The sequence below is a fragment of the Methylobacterium tarhaniae genome, from assembly GCF_001043955.1.
In the GTDB taxonomy this organism is placed as follows: Bacteria; Pseudomonadota; Alphaproteobacteria; order Rhizobiales; family Beijerinckiaceae; genus Methylobacterium; species Methylobacterium tarhaniae.
This window is the reverse complement of sequence record NZ_LABZ01000072.1, coordinates 1-16,465: the sequence shown is the minus strand read 5'-3', so window position 1 is coordinate 16,465 and position 16,465 is coordinate 1. Positions and strand designations below refer to the sequence as shown.

The following is a 16,465-nucleotide window of genomic DNA, read 5'->3' as shown; positions in this document are numbered from 1 at the left end:
GAAGCCGGAGCTGGGATCTTTGTTGCAGTGCGAGAGGCGGCGCCGGGCGGGGCCGCACGGGGCGGAGGTCGCCGGGCCGCCCTGCCCCCTTCCCACGCGGCACTCCCCTTCCCCTGGTGCATTTGCCTCGCCGGACCGCCCCGGCTAAGGAGCGGGCAATCCCGGGAGCGACCTCTTTGACCCTTCCCCAGATCGCCGCGGTGGTCGTCGCCGCGGGGCGCGGCATCCGCGTCGGCGGCGACACGCCCAAGCAATATCGACGCGTCGGCGGCCAGGCGGTCCTGACCCGGACCCTGGCGGCCCTCGCCGCCCATCCGGGCGTCACGCGGATCCAGGTGGTGATCGCGCCCGACGCCGTCGCCTTCTACGACGAGTGCCTGGACGACCTTCCTCTGGCGGTGCAGGCCAAGCTCGCCCGGCCGACCGAAGGCGGCGCCACGCGGCAGGCCTCCGTCCGGGCCGGGCTCGCGGCTCTGGCCCGGGAGGGCGCCCCCGACCTGGTCCTGGTGCACGACGCCGCCCGCCCCTTCGTCGATGCGGGCCTGATCGACCGGGCGATCGCGGCGGCGCAGGCCCACGGCGCCGCCGTGCCGGGCGTGCCGGTGAGCGACACGATCAAGGTGGTCGAGCCGGACGGGCGGGTGCGCGCGACCCCGGCGCGGGAATCCCTGCGCGCGGTGCAGACCCCTCAGGCGTTCCGCTTCCGCATCCTGCACGAGGCGCACGGGCGGGCCGCGGCGGAGGGGCTCGACGGCTTCACCGACGACGGGGCGCTCGCCGAATGGGCCGGCCTGCCGGTGGCGGTCTTCCCCGGCGATCTCCGCAACCGCAAGATCACCCAGGCCGCCGACCTCGTCGAGGCGGACCGTGCCTTCTCGCCGGGGACCGGCCCCGCTGCCCAGGATGCTTCCATGACCCTTCTGACCCGCCTCGGAACCGGCTTCGACGTGCACGCCTTCACGGAGGGCGACCATGTGTGGCTCGGCGGCGTGCGCATCCCGTCCGATCGCGGCGTGCTCGCCCATTCGGATGGCGACGTGGTGCTGCATGCCCTGACCGACGCGATCCTGGGCGCCCTCGCCGACGGCGATATCGGCGTCCACTTCCCGCCGAGCGATCCGCGCTGGCGCGGCGCCTCCTCCGACCAGTTCCTGGCCGATGCGGTGCGGCGCGTGGCCGAGCGCGGCGGGGTGATCGATCACCTCGACATCACGGTGCTGGCCGAGGCGCCCCGGATCGGCGCCCATCGCGAGGCGATCCGGACCCGGATCGCCGAGATCGCCGGCGTGCCGCTCTCGGCGGTGTCGATCAAGGCGACGACGTCGGAGAAGCTCGGCTTCGTCGGCCGGTCCGAGGGCCTGGCCGCCCAGGCCGCCGCCACCGTGCGGCTTCCCGCGGAGGCGCGCCCGTAATGTTCGATGCTGCCCTCGTCACCCGGGCGAGCGTGCTGATCGCCGCCTACCGCGAGCGCCAGGCCCGCCTCGTCACCGCCGAATCCTGCACCGGCGGCCTCGTCGCCGCCCTGCTCACCGAGGTGGCGGGCTCCTCGCTGGTGGTGGAGCGCGGCTTCGTCACCTATTCCAACGAGGCCAAGGCGGAGATCCTCGGCGTCGACTTCAACCTGATCTCGGCCCACGGCGCGGTGAGCGAGCCGGTGGCCCGGGCGATGGCCGAAGGGGCGCTCGCCCATTCCCGCGCCGACGTGGCGCTGGCCATCACGGGCATCGCGGGTCCCGGCGGCGCCACGCCGGTCAAGCCCGTGGGCCTCGTCCATTTCGGACTCGTCGCCGCCGGCCGCGCGACTCGGCACATCGAGCGCCGCTACGGCGATCTCGGCCGCTCCGAGGTCCGGCGCTGCGCCGTCGAGGACGCGCTGGGCTTCCTGGAAATGGCGCTGGAGAAGGTGTGAGGGCCGTTTCTCACAGGTCCAGCACCCAGGTCTCCCCCACCAGGTCCTGCCCGAACGAGCGGTGCGGCGCGCTTTCGACCAGGCGGAAGCCCGCCTCGGCGTAGATCCGCCGGGCGGCCGTGAGCACGTCGTTGGTCCAGAGCGTCAGCTGCCGGTAGCCGCGCTCGCGGGCGCCGGCGATGCAGGCCGCGGTGAGGCGCCGGCCGAGTCCCTGCCCCCGGGCGGCGGGCTCGACGTAGAGCAGGCGCAGCTTCCCGACCGTGCCGGAGGCGCGCTCCGCGCCCGCTCCGGCGGGCATTGCGCCCGCTTCGGCGGGCTTTGCGCCCGCTTCGGCGGGCGCCAGGAAGACGCTGCCCATCACCTCGCCCCCCTGCGCGGCGATCCAGGCTCCGGCCCGCGCCGGATCGAAGTCGCGCACGAACCCGGCCAGGATCTCCGCCACCAGGGCCTCGAAGCGGAGGTCGAAGCCGTATTCGGTGGCGTAGAGCAGGCCCTGGCGGTGGGCGATCCAGCCGAGATCGCCGGGGCGCAGGTCGCGCAGGGTGAGTCCCGCCTCGGCCAGACCCTCCGACGGATCGCCGAGCAGGCGGCGCACCCGCGCCATCGCGCCGACGAGGGCCGCCCGGTCGGCGGCCGGCAGCCGCGCGAGCAGCGCCCCGACTTCCGCCCGCGAGGCCGCGTCGAGCGGCGCGAAGGCGGCCTGCCCCTCGGGCGTCAGGGCCAGGACCTGGCGTCGCCCGTCGCCCGCGGCGGTCCGGCGGGTCAGGAGGCCCTGGTCCTCGAAGCGCTTGAGCAGGCGGCTGAGATAGCCCGCATCGAGGCCGAGATCCTGGCCGAGGACCGAGGCGGTCAGGCGATCGCGATGGGCGAGCTCGTAGAGCACCCGCGCCTCGGTGAGCGAGAAGGCGCTGCGGTGCAGCCCCTCCTCGAGGAGGCCGATCTGCCGGGTGTAGAACCGGCCGAAGGCCCGCACCGCCGCGACCATCGCCCCGTCCACGTCGTCGTCGCGCGTCATCGGCCCGCCTCCCGTTTCGCAGCAGGCAGGATCGCCGAATTAGTTGACTCGGTCAATTATCTCCGCCGCGGCCCGCCAGCAGCCCCTCGACGAGGTCGCGCACCTGCTTGAGCCGGAACGGCTTGCGCAGGAAGGCGGCGTGGCCGGAGGCGCGCTCCCGCACGGTCTCCTCGGGCATCGAGCTCATCAGCACGACCGGGATGCCGCAGGTCTCCGGGTCGGCCACGAGGGCGGCCAGCATCGCGGGCCCGTCCATCACCGGCATCATGAAGTCGAGGAAGATCAGGTCGGGCCGGGAGGCGGCGACGCGGGCGAGGCCCTGCCGGCCGTTGGCGGCGGTGACCACCTTGTGGCCGTCGTCGGAGAGGACGGCGTCCAGCAACTCGGCGATGCCGAACTCGTCGTCCACGATGAGCACCGTCGCCACGGGCCTACTCCCCGCCGGGCCCTGCGGCGTCCCGGTCGGCCAGGATCGCCTCGGCCCGCTCGGAGCCGTCGTCGATCGCCAGGCCGCCCGGCCGGATGTCGAAGACGCGCATCCGGGGATCGATCCGGGCGTCCCGGGCCTTGGCGACGGCAATCAGGCGGTGGACGCTGGAGCGCTGGGCGCAGGAGCGCATCAGGACCACGTTCTCGGCGACGCTGGAGGTCTGCCGCAGGGAGGGGGCGCCGGAGGGGGCATCGAGGAAAGTGCCGCGCAGGTCGGTTTCTCGGGTGTACATCGCCGTCACGCCCAATGCCCTCAGCTCGGCCGTGAGGGCGGCGAAGATGCGGACGATCCGGTCCTGATCCCCTGCGATCCGACACATCGCGTCCAGACCGTCGATGAACACGCGCCGGGCCCCCCGGTTCCGGATCGTCCCCAGCAGATCGGTGCAGATCTCGTCGATCAGCCCCTCGGTGGCGGGCTGCCACATCACCCCGACCCGGCCGTCCTCGATCAGGCCGGCGACGGGCAGGTCGAGCGCCCGGGCCTTGGCGCGGATCGCCGCCTCGCTCTCGTAGAAGCCGCAGAGCAGGCCGGGTGCTTCCGGGTCGGCGCCGAGGAACTGCAGGCCGAGCGTGGTCTTGCCGATGCCGGAGGGACCGCCGACGAGGGTGGTGGAGTGGTGCGGCAGGCCGCCGCCCAGCATCGCGTCGAGGGCCGGCGACCCGGTGGTGAGCGGTGCCCCCTCGACGTGGTCGCGCCGGCTCGGCAGCCGCAGGGACGCCTCGATGCGCGGAAACACCCGGACCCCGTCATCGGTGATGCGGAAACTGTGGCGCCCGCGCAGGAAGCCGCTGCCGCGGAACTTGCGCACCTCCAGCTCGCGCTCCGCCCGCCAGCCGGTGAGCCGGCTCGACAGGGCGATGAGGCCGTCCACCATCGTGTGCTCGGCCGCCACCAGGTCGGCCCCGGCGGAGGCGCTGGTGAGGAGCAGCGCGGTGGCGCCGGTCGCCGCCGCCTGGGTCTGCAATTCGTGGATGAAGGTCTTGAACTCGAGGGTCGAGGCGGCGGTCTCCTCCGCCGCCACCAGGCCGTCGAGGACGAGCAGGCTCGCCTCGCGGAGGGCGGTCTCCCGGCGCAGCAGGGTCAGGAGCCCGGCCAGCCCCTCGTCCTGGAGGGTGCGGAAGGCGCTGAGATACGTGATCCGGTCGGGGATCAGGCCGGCCGCGAAGAAGCCGAGCGGCGCGATGTGGCCGAGCATCCGCGCATGGCTCTCGGCGAGCAGCGTGACGTAGAGCGCCCGGTGCTCCGGCGAGGCGCCCGCATGCGTGTAGCAGGCCTGGTTGCCGAAGATGGTTTTCCCCGAGCCCGGCGTGCCCTGGACGATGTAGACGCCGCCGCGGAACAGCCCGCCGCCGAGGATGTCGTCGAGGCCGGCGATTCCCGTCGGGACCCGCTCCAGCTTCCCGTAGGCACCGGCCTGTCCCATGCTGGGTCCTGCCCCCGTCATTCTGTCTTCTCTCGCCGCACTCTCTTGCCGCACGCTTCCGCCGTGCGCCCGGCTGCTGCGACCGTCGACGCGTCGGCCGATCACGCGTGGAGCGGAAGCGTTACCGTGAAGGTCGCGCCTTCGCCAGGGCGGCTGTCGAGCGCGACGCCGCCGCCCATCGCCTCGGCGAGGCGGCGCACCAGCCACAGGCCGACCCCGAAGCCGGCCGGTGCGCCGTCGGAAGCGCCCACCGCCCGCTCGAACCGCTCGAAGATGCGGGCCTGGTCGGCCTCCGGAATGCCGATGCCGCGGTCGCTCACCCGGATCCGCGCCGCCCCGGCCTCCCGGACGGCCGAGACCGTGATCGCGCTGCCGTCGCCATACTTGATCGCGTTGGTGACGAGGTTGTCGAGGATCTGGTCGAGGGCGAGGCGCTCGCAGGAGAGCACCAGGTCGTCTGGCACGGACACCGCGATCGCGCTGCCGACATGGGCCGCCATCGGGCTCAAGGAGGCCACCACCTCCTCCACCACCTCGGCGAGGGGCACCGGGGAGGCCAGCAGCGCGAGCTGCCCGGCCTGCACCCGGGAGACGTCGAGGAGGGTCGTGGCCCGGCGGACGTAGCGCTCGACGAGCCAGCGCAGCTGCGCCAGCCCCTGCGCCACCCGGCTCTCCGGCGCCTCGCGCTCGGCGGCGCCGAGCAGGCGCTCGACCTGGCCGAGGATCGGGGTCATCGGGTTGCGTAATTCGTGCGCCACGCCGGCCAGGAAGGCGTCGCGCTCGGCGAGCGCCCGGCGCAGCTCCGCCACCTCCCGGCGCAGGGCGGCGGCCTCGTCCGAGGCGGGCATGGCGGCTGCGGTGGGGATGTCGGCGCGCAGCCTCATTGGTTCGCGGAAGAGCCCGGCCGCCCGATGCGAGCGGGGATCCGGCTCTGCGGGCTCGGAGCGGGGTGCGAGATCGGCATCACCGGCACGGCATAACAAATCGCGACCCGGCAGGCGAGCGCCCGCGACAGTACCCACAGGCGCCATACCGGTTCCTGCGTCCTAGCGCCGCGGTATTCTGCCGATCACTACGACATGTGTCCTATCCCGGCGGCCCTTCTTTCACCTCCGCGGCGCCTGAACCGAGACCACCCGGGCGCCGCCGACCGAGCGCTCGCCGCCGTTGATGACGTAGAGGACCGGATCGGCCTTCGGCTGGGGCGGGATGCCGGCGACGGTCGGGATGCCGTAGGTGCCCTCGCCCCAGGCGGAGGGCACCAGCTCGCTCGGCCGCGGCAGCTTGAAGTAGGGCTCGGCGACGAGGCCGGGCTCGAGCACGCCGTTCGCGCCGTAGACCCCGAGGGGACCCGCGAAGGTGGTGCCGCCAGAGGCGGCGAACCGCCGCCCGTGGACCACCCCGCCCCGGCCGTGCCGGCCGCGGATGTCGTAGATCGCGGCGCGGCCGCCCTGTACCGGCGCGAACTGGAGACGCCCGGCCGGGGCTCCGGGGCCGCGCAACGGCTGCGCCTCGGCGCCGGCACCCACCAGGGTGGCGGCGAGGGTGAGGACGATCAGGTCGCGACGCATGATGTGTCTTCCCGGCTCCCGGCATCGGCAGGATCAATGCCGGGGGGACATCCTCGTTCCCGTGGGAGAGCCGCGCCAGCCGTGGCAGAGTGCGGAGGCCGGGACCGATCAAGGCCGATGACGGGCGGTGCCGCCGGTGTGACGCGGCGCTTCATCCAGCGGATCATTCAGCGGAAGAGCGAGATCAGGGTCTGGCTCGCCGCGTTGGCGATGCTCAGGCTCTGCATCGCCAGTTGCTGCTGGGTCTGCAAGGCCTTCAGCTTGGCCGATTCCTCGTCGAGATCCGCGTCCACCAGGATGCCGATCGTGCGATCGTTCGCCTTCATCAAGGCATCGACGAACGTCCTGTGGCCATCGATCAGCGTCTTGCTCGATCCGAGCTTCGTGCCGGCATCCGTGACCCGGCCGATGGCGAGATCGACCTGCTGGATCATAGCCTTGATGGCGGATTCGTCTTGTCCGGTGATGTCGAGCGTCCCGATCGTGGCACCGGTATTGCCGTCGAGCGTGTCGAGGATGCCGCGGGACGCGGCCGTATGGGCCGGCGATCCGTAGCCGGCCGCATGCGCATTGCCGCCGCTGCCGAAGCCCAGTGTAACGGCAGGCATGGCGGCTGTGACCGAGACGTCGTCGATGGCCCAAAATCCAAATGGTTGTTGAAAATCGAACATGATGGTTGTGCTCGATCCCGTTGCGACGGCCGTGAATATTTGGCGTGTATAGGGGTAGTTTGATACATTGCCGATCGCGATCTGGGTGGCTCCGTCCCATTTGGCCATGAAGCTGTTGGGTGTACTGTAACTGCCATAAAGCCAGAATTCGATTTGATAGCTCTGTCCGGCGACGGTCGCGATGGTCTGGCTCAAATGGTTCGTCCCACCACTCGTTCCCGAAATATAGGAAGATGAGCCATTGTGAGCATAGCCGGTCCCGGTACCAGCATAGGACGTGTCGCCCGTCGACGACCAATCCGCCATGCCGCTCTCGAATCCCGCATTGGCGACCAGGTTGGGACCGGCGCCACCGCCGCCCACCCGATCGACCACGAGGCTGCGGGCTGCTCCCGTCCCGGTGGTCTCGAAATACAGCCGGCCCCCGTCGTCGAGGCCGACCCGGACGCCGCCGGCGAGGACGGGATCGGCCGCGATCTGGTTGGCGATGGCCCGGGTCAGGTCCTGCGCGGTGACGCGGGCGAGGTCCGGCACGGCCGAGGCCAGCATCGTCCGGTTCAGCACGACGTCGCGCGCCGCCGAGCCGTCGAGGCTCACGCTGAAGCGGACCGCGTTGGGACCGCTGAAATCCGTGGTGCCCGTCAAGGCGGAGCCGGCCGTGACCCGGGCCGGCGTCGCCGGGATCTCGCGCATCGAGGTTCCGGCATCGTAGAGGGCGATGTCGGAGACGGGGATCGACGCCTGGCTCGGGGTGATCCCGCCCGAGGCGCTGCGCGAGAAGCCGACCGTGAAGGTCTGGGTCGAGCGGTAGCGGGACGAATCGGCCGAATTGACCGAGAGCCAGTTCTGGCCCGACGCGCTCGAGGCTTGGGCCGTCGCCCTCATCTTGTCCTGGAGCGCATCGATCTCGACTTGCACCTTGGAGCGGTCGACGCCCGGGGTCAGCGCCGTCTGCAGCTTGGCCCGCAGGTTCGTCAGATCGCCGAGCACCGAGGTGAGGCCGTTATAGGCGATGTCGACGGACGAGGCGCCGAGACCGAGCGAATCCTTGACCGCCGAGAGCGAGGCGTTGTCGGTGCGCATCGCGGTCGCGATGGACCAGTAGGCGGCATTGTCGGACGCGGCGGAGACACGCTGGCCCGTGGCGACCCGATTGCTCGTGGCATCGAGCTGGCGTCCGATGCTCTTGAGCGTCGTCAGCGCCGTCATCGCAGCGTTGTTGGTGAGCAGGCTGGTCATGTGTCTCGACTCTCGTCGCTGCGAGGGATTTGGCTTTTCCTCGGCGTGATCGATGGGTTTGGATTGATCGTTGTCTTATCGTTGCGGGCAAGAAGTCGGTCCGCTCGCTGTCATGGTGCGACAAGGCGACGATGTCGTGCCGCCATCATGGACTTCGTCACGGCCTGCGCCGTCGTCCCGCCCGCCGTTTCCAGGTTCGCCGTCCGATATGGCGATCCCTGTACTGTCGCTCATCGCGTGATCGAGGCGTTCCCCGGCATAGCGATATCGTATCTCTCGACCATGGGCCTGTTTTCATGCGTCGGGATACAGCTCCGTGCTCGTCGAGGGAGAGATGTGATTGACGATATCGAGATCGGTAGTTCTGTCGCCTTCGATTTCATCGGCGTAGATCTTCCGCGATGGCCGCACGGCCATCTCGTGGGCAGGTGTCAATTTAGTGTATTGTGTATTACTGTTTCCGATATTTACGTGTTCAAAGAGTTAATGTCGTCATCTTCTGATCTTGGGTTTTTGCGCAAATTCTGCGACGATCGTGCCGGTCCCTTGGGTCATGCGCGAGCGGAGCGGCGGCGAGCCCGCTTGCCCGGATCTCCATCCATGGTGATCCCGTCCTCCGCAGGTCTGTCCGGGGTTGGACCCCCCGACGGAAGTCTCACGACCTAAGTCTCACGACGAATTGTCGGATGGGCCCGAGGGCATGGCTGGCTTAACGATTCGTGTCGGCGGCAGATCACGTGCGAGCGGGCGGTTTCCATCCCGCCGCCCGGCGTCAAGGCGCCGCCACCCGGTTCACCTGAAACGCGACGATCCCGACGCGGCGAAGATTCGCGCGGGCGACGCGTGCCGTTCTCGACGGAAACGCCCTCAAAGGAGGACACACCCCATGGCAAGCTCAGCCGCCCTCGGGAAAGCCGGCGATGCCGCGCGCCCGATGACGCGGGAGGAGAGAAAGGTCATCCTGGCCTCCTCCCTCGGTACCGTGTTCGAGTGGTACGACTTCTACCTCTACGGCTCGCTCGCCGGCATCATCGGCGCGCAGTTCTTCTCGTCCTATCCGCCGGCGACCCGGGACATCTTCGCGCTGCTCGCCTTCGCGGCGGGCTTCCTGGTGCGGCCGTTCGGGGCCCTGGTCTTCGGGCGCGTCGGCGACATCGTCGGGCGCAAATACACCTTCCTGGTCACCATCCTGCTGATGGGCCTGTCGACCTTCATCGTCGGCATCCTGCCCAACGCCGCGCAGATCGGCATCGCGGCGCCGATCATCCTGATCATCTTGCGCCTCGCGCAAGGCCTGGCGCTGGGCGGCGAGTATGGCGGGGCGGCCACCTACGTCGCCGAGCACGCGCCGCAGGGCCGGCGCGGCTTCTACACCAGCTGGATCCAGACCACGGCGACGCTCGGCCTGTTCCTGTCGCTGATCGTGATCCTGACGGTGCGGACCATCACCGGCGAGGCCGCCTTCGCCGAGTGGGGCTGGCGCATCCCGTTCCTGGTCTCGGTGCTGCTGCTCGGCATCTCGCTCTGGATCCGGCTGCAGCTCAACGAGTCGCCCGCCTTCCAGCGCATGAAGGAGGAGGGCAAGACCTCGAAGGCACCCCTCACCGAGGCTTTCGGCCAGTGGCGCAACGCCAAGATCGCCTTGATCGCGCTGCTGGGCCTCGTCGCCGGCCAGGGCGTGGTCTGGTATACCGGCCAGTTCTACGCCCTGTTCTTCCTGCAATCGATCTTGAAGGTCGACGGCTACACCGCCAACCTCCTGATCGCCTGGGCGCTGCTCCTCGGCACCGGCTTCTTCGTGGTGTTCGGCTGGCTCTCGGACAAGATCGGCCGCAAGCCGATCATCCTGGCCGGCTGCCTGATCGCGGCGCTGAGCTTCTTCCCGGTGTTCAAGCAGATCACCACGCTCGCCAACCCCGCCCTCGAGAAGGCGATCGAGAACGTCAAGGTGACCGTGGTGGCCGATCCGGCCCAGTGCGGCAGCCTGTTCAACCCCGTCGGCACGCGGGTGTTCTCGGCGCCGTGCGACCTCGCCCGCGACTACCTCGCCAAGTCCTCGGTGCGCTACAACACCGAGGCCGGGCCGGCCGGCCAGCCGACGGTCGTGCGGATCAACGGCACCGAGGTCCCGTTCGCGGCGGGCGCCCCGGCGGCGGAGTTCAACAAGGCCGCCACCGCCGCGCTCCAGGCAGCGGGCTACCCGAAGGCCGGTGACGCCCAGGTGGTCAAGATGTCGAACCCGTTCGACATCTTCCGGCCGCAGGTGGCGGGCGTGATCGGGCTCCTGTTCGTCCTCGTGCTCTTCGTCACGATGGTCTACGGCCCGATCGCCGCGGCCCTGGTCGAGCTCTTTCCGACCCGGATCCGCTACACCTCGATGTCCCTGCCCTACCATATCGGCAACGGCTGGTTCGGCGGCCTGCTCCCCGCCACCGCCTTCGCGATGGTGGCCCAGACCGGCGACATCTATTACGGCCTCTGGTACCCGATCGTCATCGCGCTGATGACCTTCGTGCTCGGCCTGCTGCTGGTGCCCGAGACCAAGGACCGGGACATCTTCGACGAGCGGGACACCGCGCACTGAGATGAGGATGGCGTGACGAGAGGGGCGCCCGCGGCCTGAGGCTGCGGGCGCCCTTTCCGTTCGGGCCGACGCTGCCTCCATCCTGGATGTCATCTCGAGAGCTTGCTTGAGTTCGCCGACCGACTTGAATCCCTCGACCTCAGCCCGGTGCCGCGCGGCGGAGCCCGGGCTGACGTCGAGGGATGTCGACGTGTGTGCCGGATCGATCGGCGCAACCGCCCAAACAGGCTCCCAGGAAGAGGTCGAGGGTGGAATGAAGGAAAGGCCGCGGGGAACTGGAGCACCTCACGATCGCGTTGCAATCGCGAGGCTCTCTAGGTCTTTGATTTTGATGCATTTTCTGCGACGAGCCGGTATCCGCTTCGTCGGACAATGCTCTATCGAGGAACGATCTCGTGAGCCCAACGACAAAGGCCCGCCTCACCGAGACGGGCCCCGAACACCGGTCGGTCCGGTGTGGTCACCGGCAGGTCGTCACCCGCCGGACGATCCAGCCCTCGCCGTCGACGAACAGCTTCTTGCGGGAGGTCGAGCATTGGGCATCGTCGGCCTCCGCGGCGGGTGCGGTGACGCTCGCGGTGGCGGCGACGTCGCGGGCGGTGCCGGCTCCGGCCTTCGGCGCCTTGTCGACCGCGGGCGCGGCACCCGCGCAGAGCGGGGCGCCGGCCGTGGCCAGGGCGGCCAGGAAGACCGCCAAGCGGGCGAGCAGGGGCAGTCGGGCGCAGGGACGCGCACGCATGGTCGGTATTCCCATCGATTGAAGGCCGAGCGGCATGATCCGACGACGTGGCTCGGGACCGCTCTCTCATGCCATGGATCTCTTGCCATGGATAAGTCGCCAGCGCTCGAAGAGTTGCGTCGCCGAAGCGTGTCCGTTGCGAAAACGGTAAACACGCGGCTGCGACGCCGCGGTGACATTGCGCACCGCGCGCGGCATGGCCGGGCAGCCGTATCGACCCAGTCGTCGATCGATGCGATCTCACGGATGGACTGAGACGTACTTCAAACGGCCGACACCCCGCCGGGTTCCTGCCGCAGTGTCGCGCAGTCGAGGCCCGGCTCGTCTGCGCTCGATTGGTTCCTGTCCCGACCTCGCGGGCGTCAGGCCGGCAGCGCCCGCCCCTGCCCGGCTTGGCGCTGGACCAGCCACAGGGAGATGGCGACGTTGAGCAGGTTCCAGCCGATCCCGTTGGCGAAGGCCGCCGCGTAGGAACCGCTGAGGTCGAAGATCACGCCGGAGAGCCAGCCGCCGAGCGCCATGCCGAACAGGGTCGACATGAGAACCACCCCGACCCGACCCCCGGCCTCGTTGGCGGGGAACAGCTCGCGCACGATGATCGCGTAGGCCGGCACGATGCCGCCCTGGAACAGGCCGAACAGGGCCGAGATCACGTAGAGCGAGGTCAGCCCGTCGAAGGCGAGGTAGAGGAGGAGCGCCACGCCCTGGAGCACCGAGCCGACGAGGAGCGTCGGCAACCCGCCGATCCGGTCGGCGAGGAAGCCGGAGGCGACCCGGCTGACGATGCCGAAGCCGAGCATCAGCGACAGCATCTCGGCGCCGCGGGCGACCCCGTAGCCGAGGTCGCCGCAATAGGCGACGATGTGGACCTGCGGCATCGACATGGCGACGCAGCAGGCGAGGCCCGCGACCACGAGCAGGCCCTGGAGCATGGTCGGCGGCAGGCCGAGCGTGCCGCCCGCACCCGCGGCCCCGCCCCGCTCCACCGCGGCGACCGGCGGGCGCCGGCGCATCAGGAGCGCGAGCGGCAGCATGGTGGCGAGGCAGAACAGTCCGATGCCTCCTTGCGTGGCGCGCCAGCCATAGGCCGACACCGCGTGCTGGACCAGCGGCGGCCATATCGTGCCGGCGAGGTAGTTGCCCGCGGCGCAGACCGAGACCGCGATGCCGCGCCGGCGCACGAACCAGAGCGAGATGTCGGCCATCAGCGGCCCGAAGGCGGCCGACGAGCCGAGCAGCCCGATCAGGATTCCGTGCGCGAGGGCGAACTGCCACAGGCTGGTCGAGAGCGCGGTGGCGCCGTAGCCGAGGAAGAGGCAGATGCCGCCGAGCACCAGCGGCGCCAGGATGCCGAAGCGGTCGGCGAGCCGCCCCATCAGCACGCCGCCGAAGGCGAAGCCGACCATCGTGAGGGTGTAGGGCAAGGCGGCAGCACCCCGGGCGGCGCCGAACTCCGCCTGCACGGCGGGCAGCACCACCACCACCGACCACATGCCGACGCCTCCGATGGTGGTCAGCAGCACGGAGACGGCGAGGCGGCGCCAGGCGGCGGCGGAATCGAGCCCGTCGGCGGGCATCGCTTGGGTCGGCACGGGCGGTTTCCTCGAATCTTTGATTTCTCCCGCTGTAGCAGCCGGCCCGGCGCCCGGGGAGCGTTCCCGGCGCAACCCCCGGCCCCGCTGCGCGGTGACGGCGCCGTGCCGCGCGGGATCACCCCTCCGCGACCGTTCCGGGATACTGTGCCGCGAGGTCCCGCCGCATCGCCTCGGTCCAGTCCCGGCCGCGCTCCGCCCGCTTCGTCCGGATCGGCACCTCCGCCACCAGGCTCGCCGGCCGGCCGGAGAGGAGCAGCAGCCGGTCGGCCACCGCCAGGGCCTCCGGCACGTTGTGGGTCACCATCAGCACCGCCGCGCCGCGGGAGGCCGCGCTGCCGAACACCGCAGCGCGCAAGGACGAAGCCGCCGCGTCGTCGAGGGAGACGAAGGGCTCGTCGAGGACGAGGAGGCTAGGCGCCAGGGCAAGGGCGCGAGCGAGCGCGACCCGGCGGGCCATGCCGAGCGACAGCGCCCGCGGATAGTGCCCGCGCCAGGGGCCGAGACCCAGTTCCTCGAACAAAGCCTCCAGGGGCTGCCCGCGCTCGCCCCGCGGCAGGGACAGGCGCACGTTCTCCTCGACGGTCCGCCAGGGCAGGAGCCGGGGCTCCTGGAACACCATGCCGATGCGCAGGTCCGGGCGGGTGGTCAGCGCGCCCTCGAAGTCGCGGTCGAGGCCGAGCAGGATGCGCAGGGTCGTGGTCTTGCCGGCCCCCGACGGGCCGATCAGGCACAGGGTCTCGCCCGCCCGGACCGTGACGGCGAGGTCGCGCACCGCCTCGACCGGCTCGGACCCGGCCCGGCGATAGACCTTGCGGTGGACCGTCAGGGTGAGGATCGTGGCGGTCCTCGCGACAGCGGGATCGGCGCCGGCAGAATGCATCTTATCGCCAGCGGCGGGCATGGGCGTCGAGGGGCTGGAGCAGCAGGGCGTCGACCGCCAGCATCACGGCGCTGAACACGAGGCTGTAGCCGATCAGGGCCGCGACGTCGAAGAGCTGGAAATAGTACGAGATGGCGTAGCCGACGCCGTTCGGCCGGCCGAGCAGCTCGACCACCAGCACGATCTTCCAGGCGAGCGAGACGCCGGAGCGCGCCGCCGCCACCGCGAAGGGTTCGAGCTGGGGCAGGAGCACGTGGCGGATCCAGGTGCGGCGGTCGTACCGGAAGGCCTGGGCCATCTCCTCCAGGCCGGGATCGAGCCCGCGGGCGCCCTCGCGCAGGATCACCGCGACGTTCGGCATCTTGTTGAGGGCGACGGCCAGGATCGCCGCGGTCTCGGTCAGGCCGAGCCAGATATAGGCGAGCACGGTGACGATCAGCGCCGGGGTGTTGAGCAGCACCAGGAGCGGCGTGTCGAGGAGCCGGTCGGCGGTCCGCGAGCGGCCCAGCGCGATGCCGAGCACCGCCCCCGTCGCCATGGCGAGGCAGAACGAGGCGACGACCCGCCACAGCGTGATGCCGATGTTGCGCAACAGGTCGCCGGAGGCGGCCTCCCGCACCACGAAGGCCGCCACCGCCTCCGGTGACGGCAGGGTGCGGGGATCGGTGACGCGGCTCGCCAGCCACCAGCAGGCGAGCAGCAGGACGAGCGATCCGAGGCGGGCGAGGAGGGCCATCAGGTAATCGGGAGCCGCTCAGCCATTCGGCCCGCCATCCCAGTACAGCCCCTCCGGCAGGGTGGTGGCCGCGCCGACCAGGCGCTCGCCGCCGAGCCGCGCCAGCACCGCGTAGAGGCGCTCGGCATCGGCCCGCTCGGCCGCCGCCTTCCGGCGCGGGATGCCCTCCAGGAAGGCGCGCTTGAGGGTGGCGAAGGTCGCCTCGTCCTCCGCCGCCATCAGCGGGCGCACCGGCGCCCAGGCCGCCTCGCCGGCGGCGAGCGCCTGCTTGGCTCTGGCCGAGGCGCGGGCGAAGCCCGCGACGGTGTGGGGCTGGCGCTGCAGCAGGGCCTCGTCGAAGACGTAGCCGAGGAGCGCGATCGGCCCTTCGACCCCGAAGGCCTCGGCGATGCCGTCGGCGCCGATCAGGCGGCGGAAGCCCCGCGCCTCGAGCCGGGCGCAGAAGGTCCAGTACAGGAGGGCGGCGTCGAGCTCGCCCGATTCGAGCTTGCGCATCAGCAGCGGCGGCGCGCCGAAGACGGGTTGCGCCACGCGCTCGAGGTCGAGCCCGTCCTTCTCGCGGGCGCGGGCCCGCAGGAGCAGCCAGTTCTTGTCGAGCGGCCCCCCCGCCACCCCGAGGCGCTTGCCCGCGAGGTCGGCGATGCTGGTCAGGGAACTATTGCCCGGCACCATCAGGGCGCCCTCGGTGGAGGAATAGGGCAGGAACTTCACCGCCCGCCCCTCGGCCCGCAGGCGCGCGGCCCAGAGCAGGTCGGACACGATGGTGTCGACCTGGCCGCCCTGGAAGGCGATGCGGGCGGCGTCGCTCCCGGCGAGGCGCACGCCGTCGAGGGACAGGCCCTCGGCCGCGTCGATCCCCTCCGCCTTGATGACGGCGGCCTCCCACGAGACGGTGCCGAAGGGCAGCAGGCCGACCTTGAGGGAGGCGGGTTGTGCGGACACCGCCTGGGCCGCGGCCCCACGGAGGGCGAGCGGCCACAGCCCGGCCGCCGCCATCAATCCGCGCCGTGAGAGCATGGGCCCCCTCCTCCTGTCCCGGCCGTGTCGCCGGCCTTTCCCCGGTGAGGTAGGCGGCGCAGGCGGCGGCGTCCACCGCTTGCGCGCGGGGGCGCGAGGCCGCACCCTGGGCGGGCCCGCCGCCGCGGTCACTTGTACTCTCGTCAGGACGATGACGACATGCCGAAAGACCAGGTTCTCGACCCCGACGTGATCGCCGCGCGCCTCGCCGACCTGCCGGCCTGGAAAGAGGCCGACGGCTGGATCACCCGCACCTACCGGACGAACAGCTGGAAGGGCACACTGATGGTGATCAACACCGTCGGGCACCTCGCCGAGGCGGCCTGGCACCACCCGGACCTCACCGCCTCCTACGCCTGGGTCGAGGTGCGGCTCACCACCCACTCGGCCAAGGGCCTGACCGAGAAGGATTTCGCCCTGGCGAAGAAGATCGAGGAGGTGGTCGGCTGGCAGCCGGGGCCGGAGGGCGGCGCGCTGGAGGGCACGCCGACGGACCCGCGCTTCGCCTACATCAAGTACGACCGGTAAGTACAACAGGGAGGGGGCGGTCACCCCCCCGCCCTCACCCGCCGGCACAGCGTCTTCAGGTAGGC

The 16,465-nt window shown here is 71.0% G+C and carries 15 protein-coding genes; 4 read left to right on the top strand and 11 right to left on the bottom strand.

Features of this window, described 5'->3' with window-relative positions:
- The first annotated feature begins 176 nt into the window (after nucleotides 1-176).
- Together VQ03_RS11495 and VQ03_RS11490 are read left to right on the top strand one after the other, a co-directional pair.
- The gene (locus VQ03_RS11495) at nucleotides 177-1,412 is read left to right on the top strand and encodes a bifunctional 2-C-methyl-D-erythritol 4-phosphate cytidylyltransferase/2-C-methyl-D-erythritol 2,4-cyclodiphosphate synthase (protein WP_245292046.1); all 1,236 of its coding nucleotides are present in this window, start codon (nucleotides 177-179) and stop codon (nucleotides 1,410-1,412) included.
- Entirely contained in the window at nucleotides 1,412-1,909 is a 498-nt protein-coding gene (locus VQ03_RS11490) for a CinA family protein (protein ID WP_048451012.1), read from the top strand. Before VQ03_RS11495 ends, VQ03_RS11490 begins: the two co-directional genes overlap by 1 nt.
- Before the next feature lie 10 nt (nucleotides 1,910-1,919).
- Here the strand turns inward: VQ03_RS11490 and VQ03_RS11485 are convergent, their stop codons facing one another.
- The 6 genes from VQ03_RS11485 to VQ03_RS11460 all read right to left on the bottom strand — a co-directional run bounded on the left by VQ03_RS11485 (nucleotide 1,920) and on the right by VQ03_RS11460 (nucleotide 8,321).
- A complete protein-coding gene (locus VQ03_RS11485) occupies nucleotides 1,920-2,924 on the bottom strand; it encodes a bifunctional helix-turn-helix transcriptional regulator/GNAT family N-acetyltransferase (RefSeq protein ID WP_048451011.1) in 1,005 nt (334 codons plus the stop codon).
- A 52-nt stretch (nucleotides 2,925-2,976) separates the two neighbouring features.
- Complete coding sequence (locus VQ03_RS11480) at nucleotides 2,977-3,351, bottom strand: response regulator (protein ID WP_048451010.1); 375 nt, start codon at nucleotides 3,349-3,351, stop codon at nucleotides 2,977-2,979.
- 4 nt (nucleotides 3,352-3,355) lie between these two features.
- Nucleotides 3,356-4,840: an RAD55 family ATPase gene (locus tag VQ03_RS11475; RefSeq protein WP_245292045.1), complete on the bottom strand. Its 1,485-nt coding sequence runs from the start codon at nucleotides 4,838-4,840 to the stop codon at nucleotides 3,356-3,358.
- A gap of 101 nt (nucleotides 4,841-4,941) precedes the next feature.
- Nucleotides 4,942-5,688: a sensor histidine kinase gene (locus tag VQ03_RS11470; protein WP_245292044.1), complete on the bottom strand. Its 747-nt coding sequence runs from the start codon at nucleotides 5,686-5,688 to the stop codon at nucleotides 4,942-4,944.
- A 258-nt stretch (nucleotides 5,689-5,946) separates the two neighbouring features.
- A complete protein-coding gene (locus VQ03_RS11465) occupies nucleotides 5,947-6,411 on the bottom strand; it encodes a hypothetical protein (RefSeq protein WP_053078519.1) in 465 nt (154 codons plus the stop codon).
- 167 nt (nucleotides 6,412-6,578) lie between these two features.
- Nucleotides 6,579-8,321 carry a flagellin N-terminal helical domain-containing protein gene (locus tag VQ03_RS11460; RefSeq protein WP_048451007.1) on the bottom strand — a complete coding sequence of 581 codons (1,743 nt, stop codon included), beginning with the start codon at nucleotides 8,319-8,321 and terminating at the stop codon, nucleotides 6,579-6,581.
- Nucleotides 8,322-9,255: 934 nt separating this feature from the next.
- Between VQ03_RS11460 and VQ03_RS11455 the strand changes: the two genes are divergently transcribed.
- Nucleotides 9,256-10,905: an MFS transporter gene (locus VQ03_RS11455; protein ID WP_048451036.1), complete on the top strand. Its 1,650-nt coding sequence runs from the start codon at nucleotides 9,256-9,258 to the stop codon at nucleotides 10,903-10,905.
- 460 nt (nucleotides 10,906-11,365) lie between these two features.
- Here VQ03_RS11455 and VQ03_RS11450 read toward each other — a convergent pair whose 3' ends face one another.
- The 5 genes from VQ03_RS11450 to VQ03_RS11430 form a co-directional block, all read right to left on the bottom strand.
- A complete protein-coding gene (locus VQ03_RS11450; RefSeq protein ID WP_048451006.1) occupies nucleotides 11,366-11,644 on the bottom strand; it encodes a hypothetical protein in 279 nt (92 codons plus the stop codon).
- Between the two features lie 362 nt (nucleotides 11,645-12,006).
- Entirely contained in the window at nucleotides 12,007-13,221 is a 1,215-nt protein-coding gene (locus tag VQ03_RS11445; protein WP_048451035.1) for an MFS transporter, read from the bottom strand.
- Between the two features lie 133 nt (nucleotides 13,222-13,354).
- Nucleotides 13,355-14,119, bottom strand: coding sequence for an ATP-binding cassette domain-containing protein (locus VQ03_RS11440; protein WP_048451005.1), 765 nt, complete (start codon nucleotides 14,117-14,119; stop codon nucleotides 13,355-13,357).
- A 1-nt stretch (nucleotide 14,120) separates the two neighbouring features.
- Nucleotides 14,121-14,855 (bottom strand): ABC transporter permease, encoded by a 735-nt coding sequence (locus VQ03_RS11435; protein ID WP_048451004.1) that lies wholly within the window; start codon nucleotides 14,853-14,855, stop codon nucleotides 14,121-14,123.
- Nucleotides 14,856-14,873: 18 nt separating this feature from the next.
- On the bottom strand, nucleotides 14,874-15,872 hold the full coding sequence (locus tag VQ03_RS11430) for an ABC transporter substrate-binding protein (protein ID WP_048451003.1): 999 nt from the start codon (nucleotides 15,870-15,872) through the stop codon (nucleotides 14,874-14,876).
- 159 nt (nucleotides 15,873-16,031) lie between these two features.
- Between VQ03_RS11430 and VQ03_RS11425 the strand changes: the two genes are divergently transcribed.
- Nucleotides 16,032-16,400: a 4a-hydroxytetrahydrobiopterin dehydratase gene (locus VQ03_RS11425; RefSeq protein WP_048451002.1), complete on the top strand. Its 369-nt coding sequence runs from the start codon at nucleotides 16,032-16,034 to the stop codon at nucleotides 16,398-16,400.
- The last annotated feature ends 65 nt before the right edge of the window (nucleotides 16,401-16,465 follow it).

What these genes read in the sequence shown, in the direction of transcription:
- VQ03_RS11490 (WP_048451012.1), top strand. Translation starts at nt 1,412, where the DNA reads ATGTTCGATGCTGCCCTCGTCACCCGGGCGAGCGTGCTGATCGCCGCC.
- VQ03_RS11485 (WP_048451011.1), bottom strand. Translation starts at nt 2,924, where the DNA reads ATGACGCGCGACGACGACGTGGACGGGGCGATGGTCGCGGCGGTGCGG.
- VQ03_RS11475 (WP_245292045.1), bottom strand. Translation starts at nt 4,840, where the DNA reads ATGGGACAGGCCGGTGCCTACGGGAAGCTGGAGCGGGTCCCGACGGGA.
- VQ03_RS11470 (WP_245292044.1), bottom strand. Translation starts at nt 5,688, where the DNA reads ATGCCCGCCTCGGACGAGGCCGCCGCCCTGCGCCGGGAGGTGGCGGAG.
- VQ03_RS11465 (WP_053078519.1), bottom strand. Translation starts at nt 6,411, where the DNA reads ATGCGTCGCGACCTGATCGTCCTCACCCTCGCCGCCACCCTGGTGGGT.
- VQ03_RS11460 (WP_048451007.1), bottom strand. Translation starts at nt 8,321, where the DNA reads ATGACCAGCCTGCTCACCAACAACGCTGCGATGACGGCGCTGACGACG.
- VQ03_RS11455 (WP_048451036.1), top strand. Translation starts at nt 9,256, where the DNA reads ATGACGCGGGAGGAGAGAAAGGTCATCCTGGCCTCCTCCCTCGGTACC.
- VQ03_RS11450 (WP_048451006.1), bottom strand. Translation starts at nt 11,644, where the DNA reads ATGCGTGCGCGTCCCTGCGCCCGACTGCCCCTGCTCGCCCGCTTGGCG.
- VQ03_RS11445 (WP_048451035.1), bottom strand. Translation starts at nt 13,221, where the DNA reads ATGCCCGCCGACGGGCTCGATTCCGCCGCCGCCTGGCGCCGCCTCGCC.
- VQ03_RS11440 (WP_048451005.1), bottom strand. Translation starts at nt 14,119, where the DNA reads ATGCATTCTGCCGGCGCCGATCCCGCTGTCGCGAGGACCGCCACGATC.
- VQ03_RS11435 (WP_048451004.1), bottom strand. Translation starts at nt 14,855, where the DNA reads ATGGCCCTCCTCGCCCGCCTCGGATCGCTCGTCCTGCTGCTCGCCTGC.
- VQ03_RS11430 (WP_048451003.1), bottom strand. Translation starts at nt 15,872, where the DNA reads ATGCTCTCACGGCGCGGATTGATGGCGGCGGCCGGGCTGTGGCCGCTC.
- VQ03_RS11425 (WP_048451002.1), top strand. Translation starts at nt 16,032, where the DNA reads ATGCCGAAAGACCAGGTTCTCGACCCCGACGTGATCGCCGCGCGCCTC.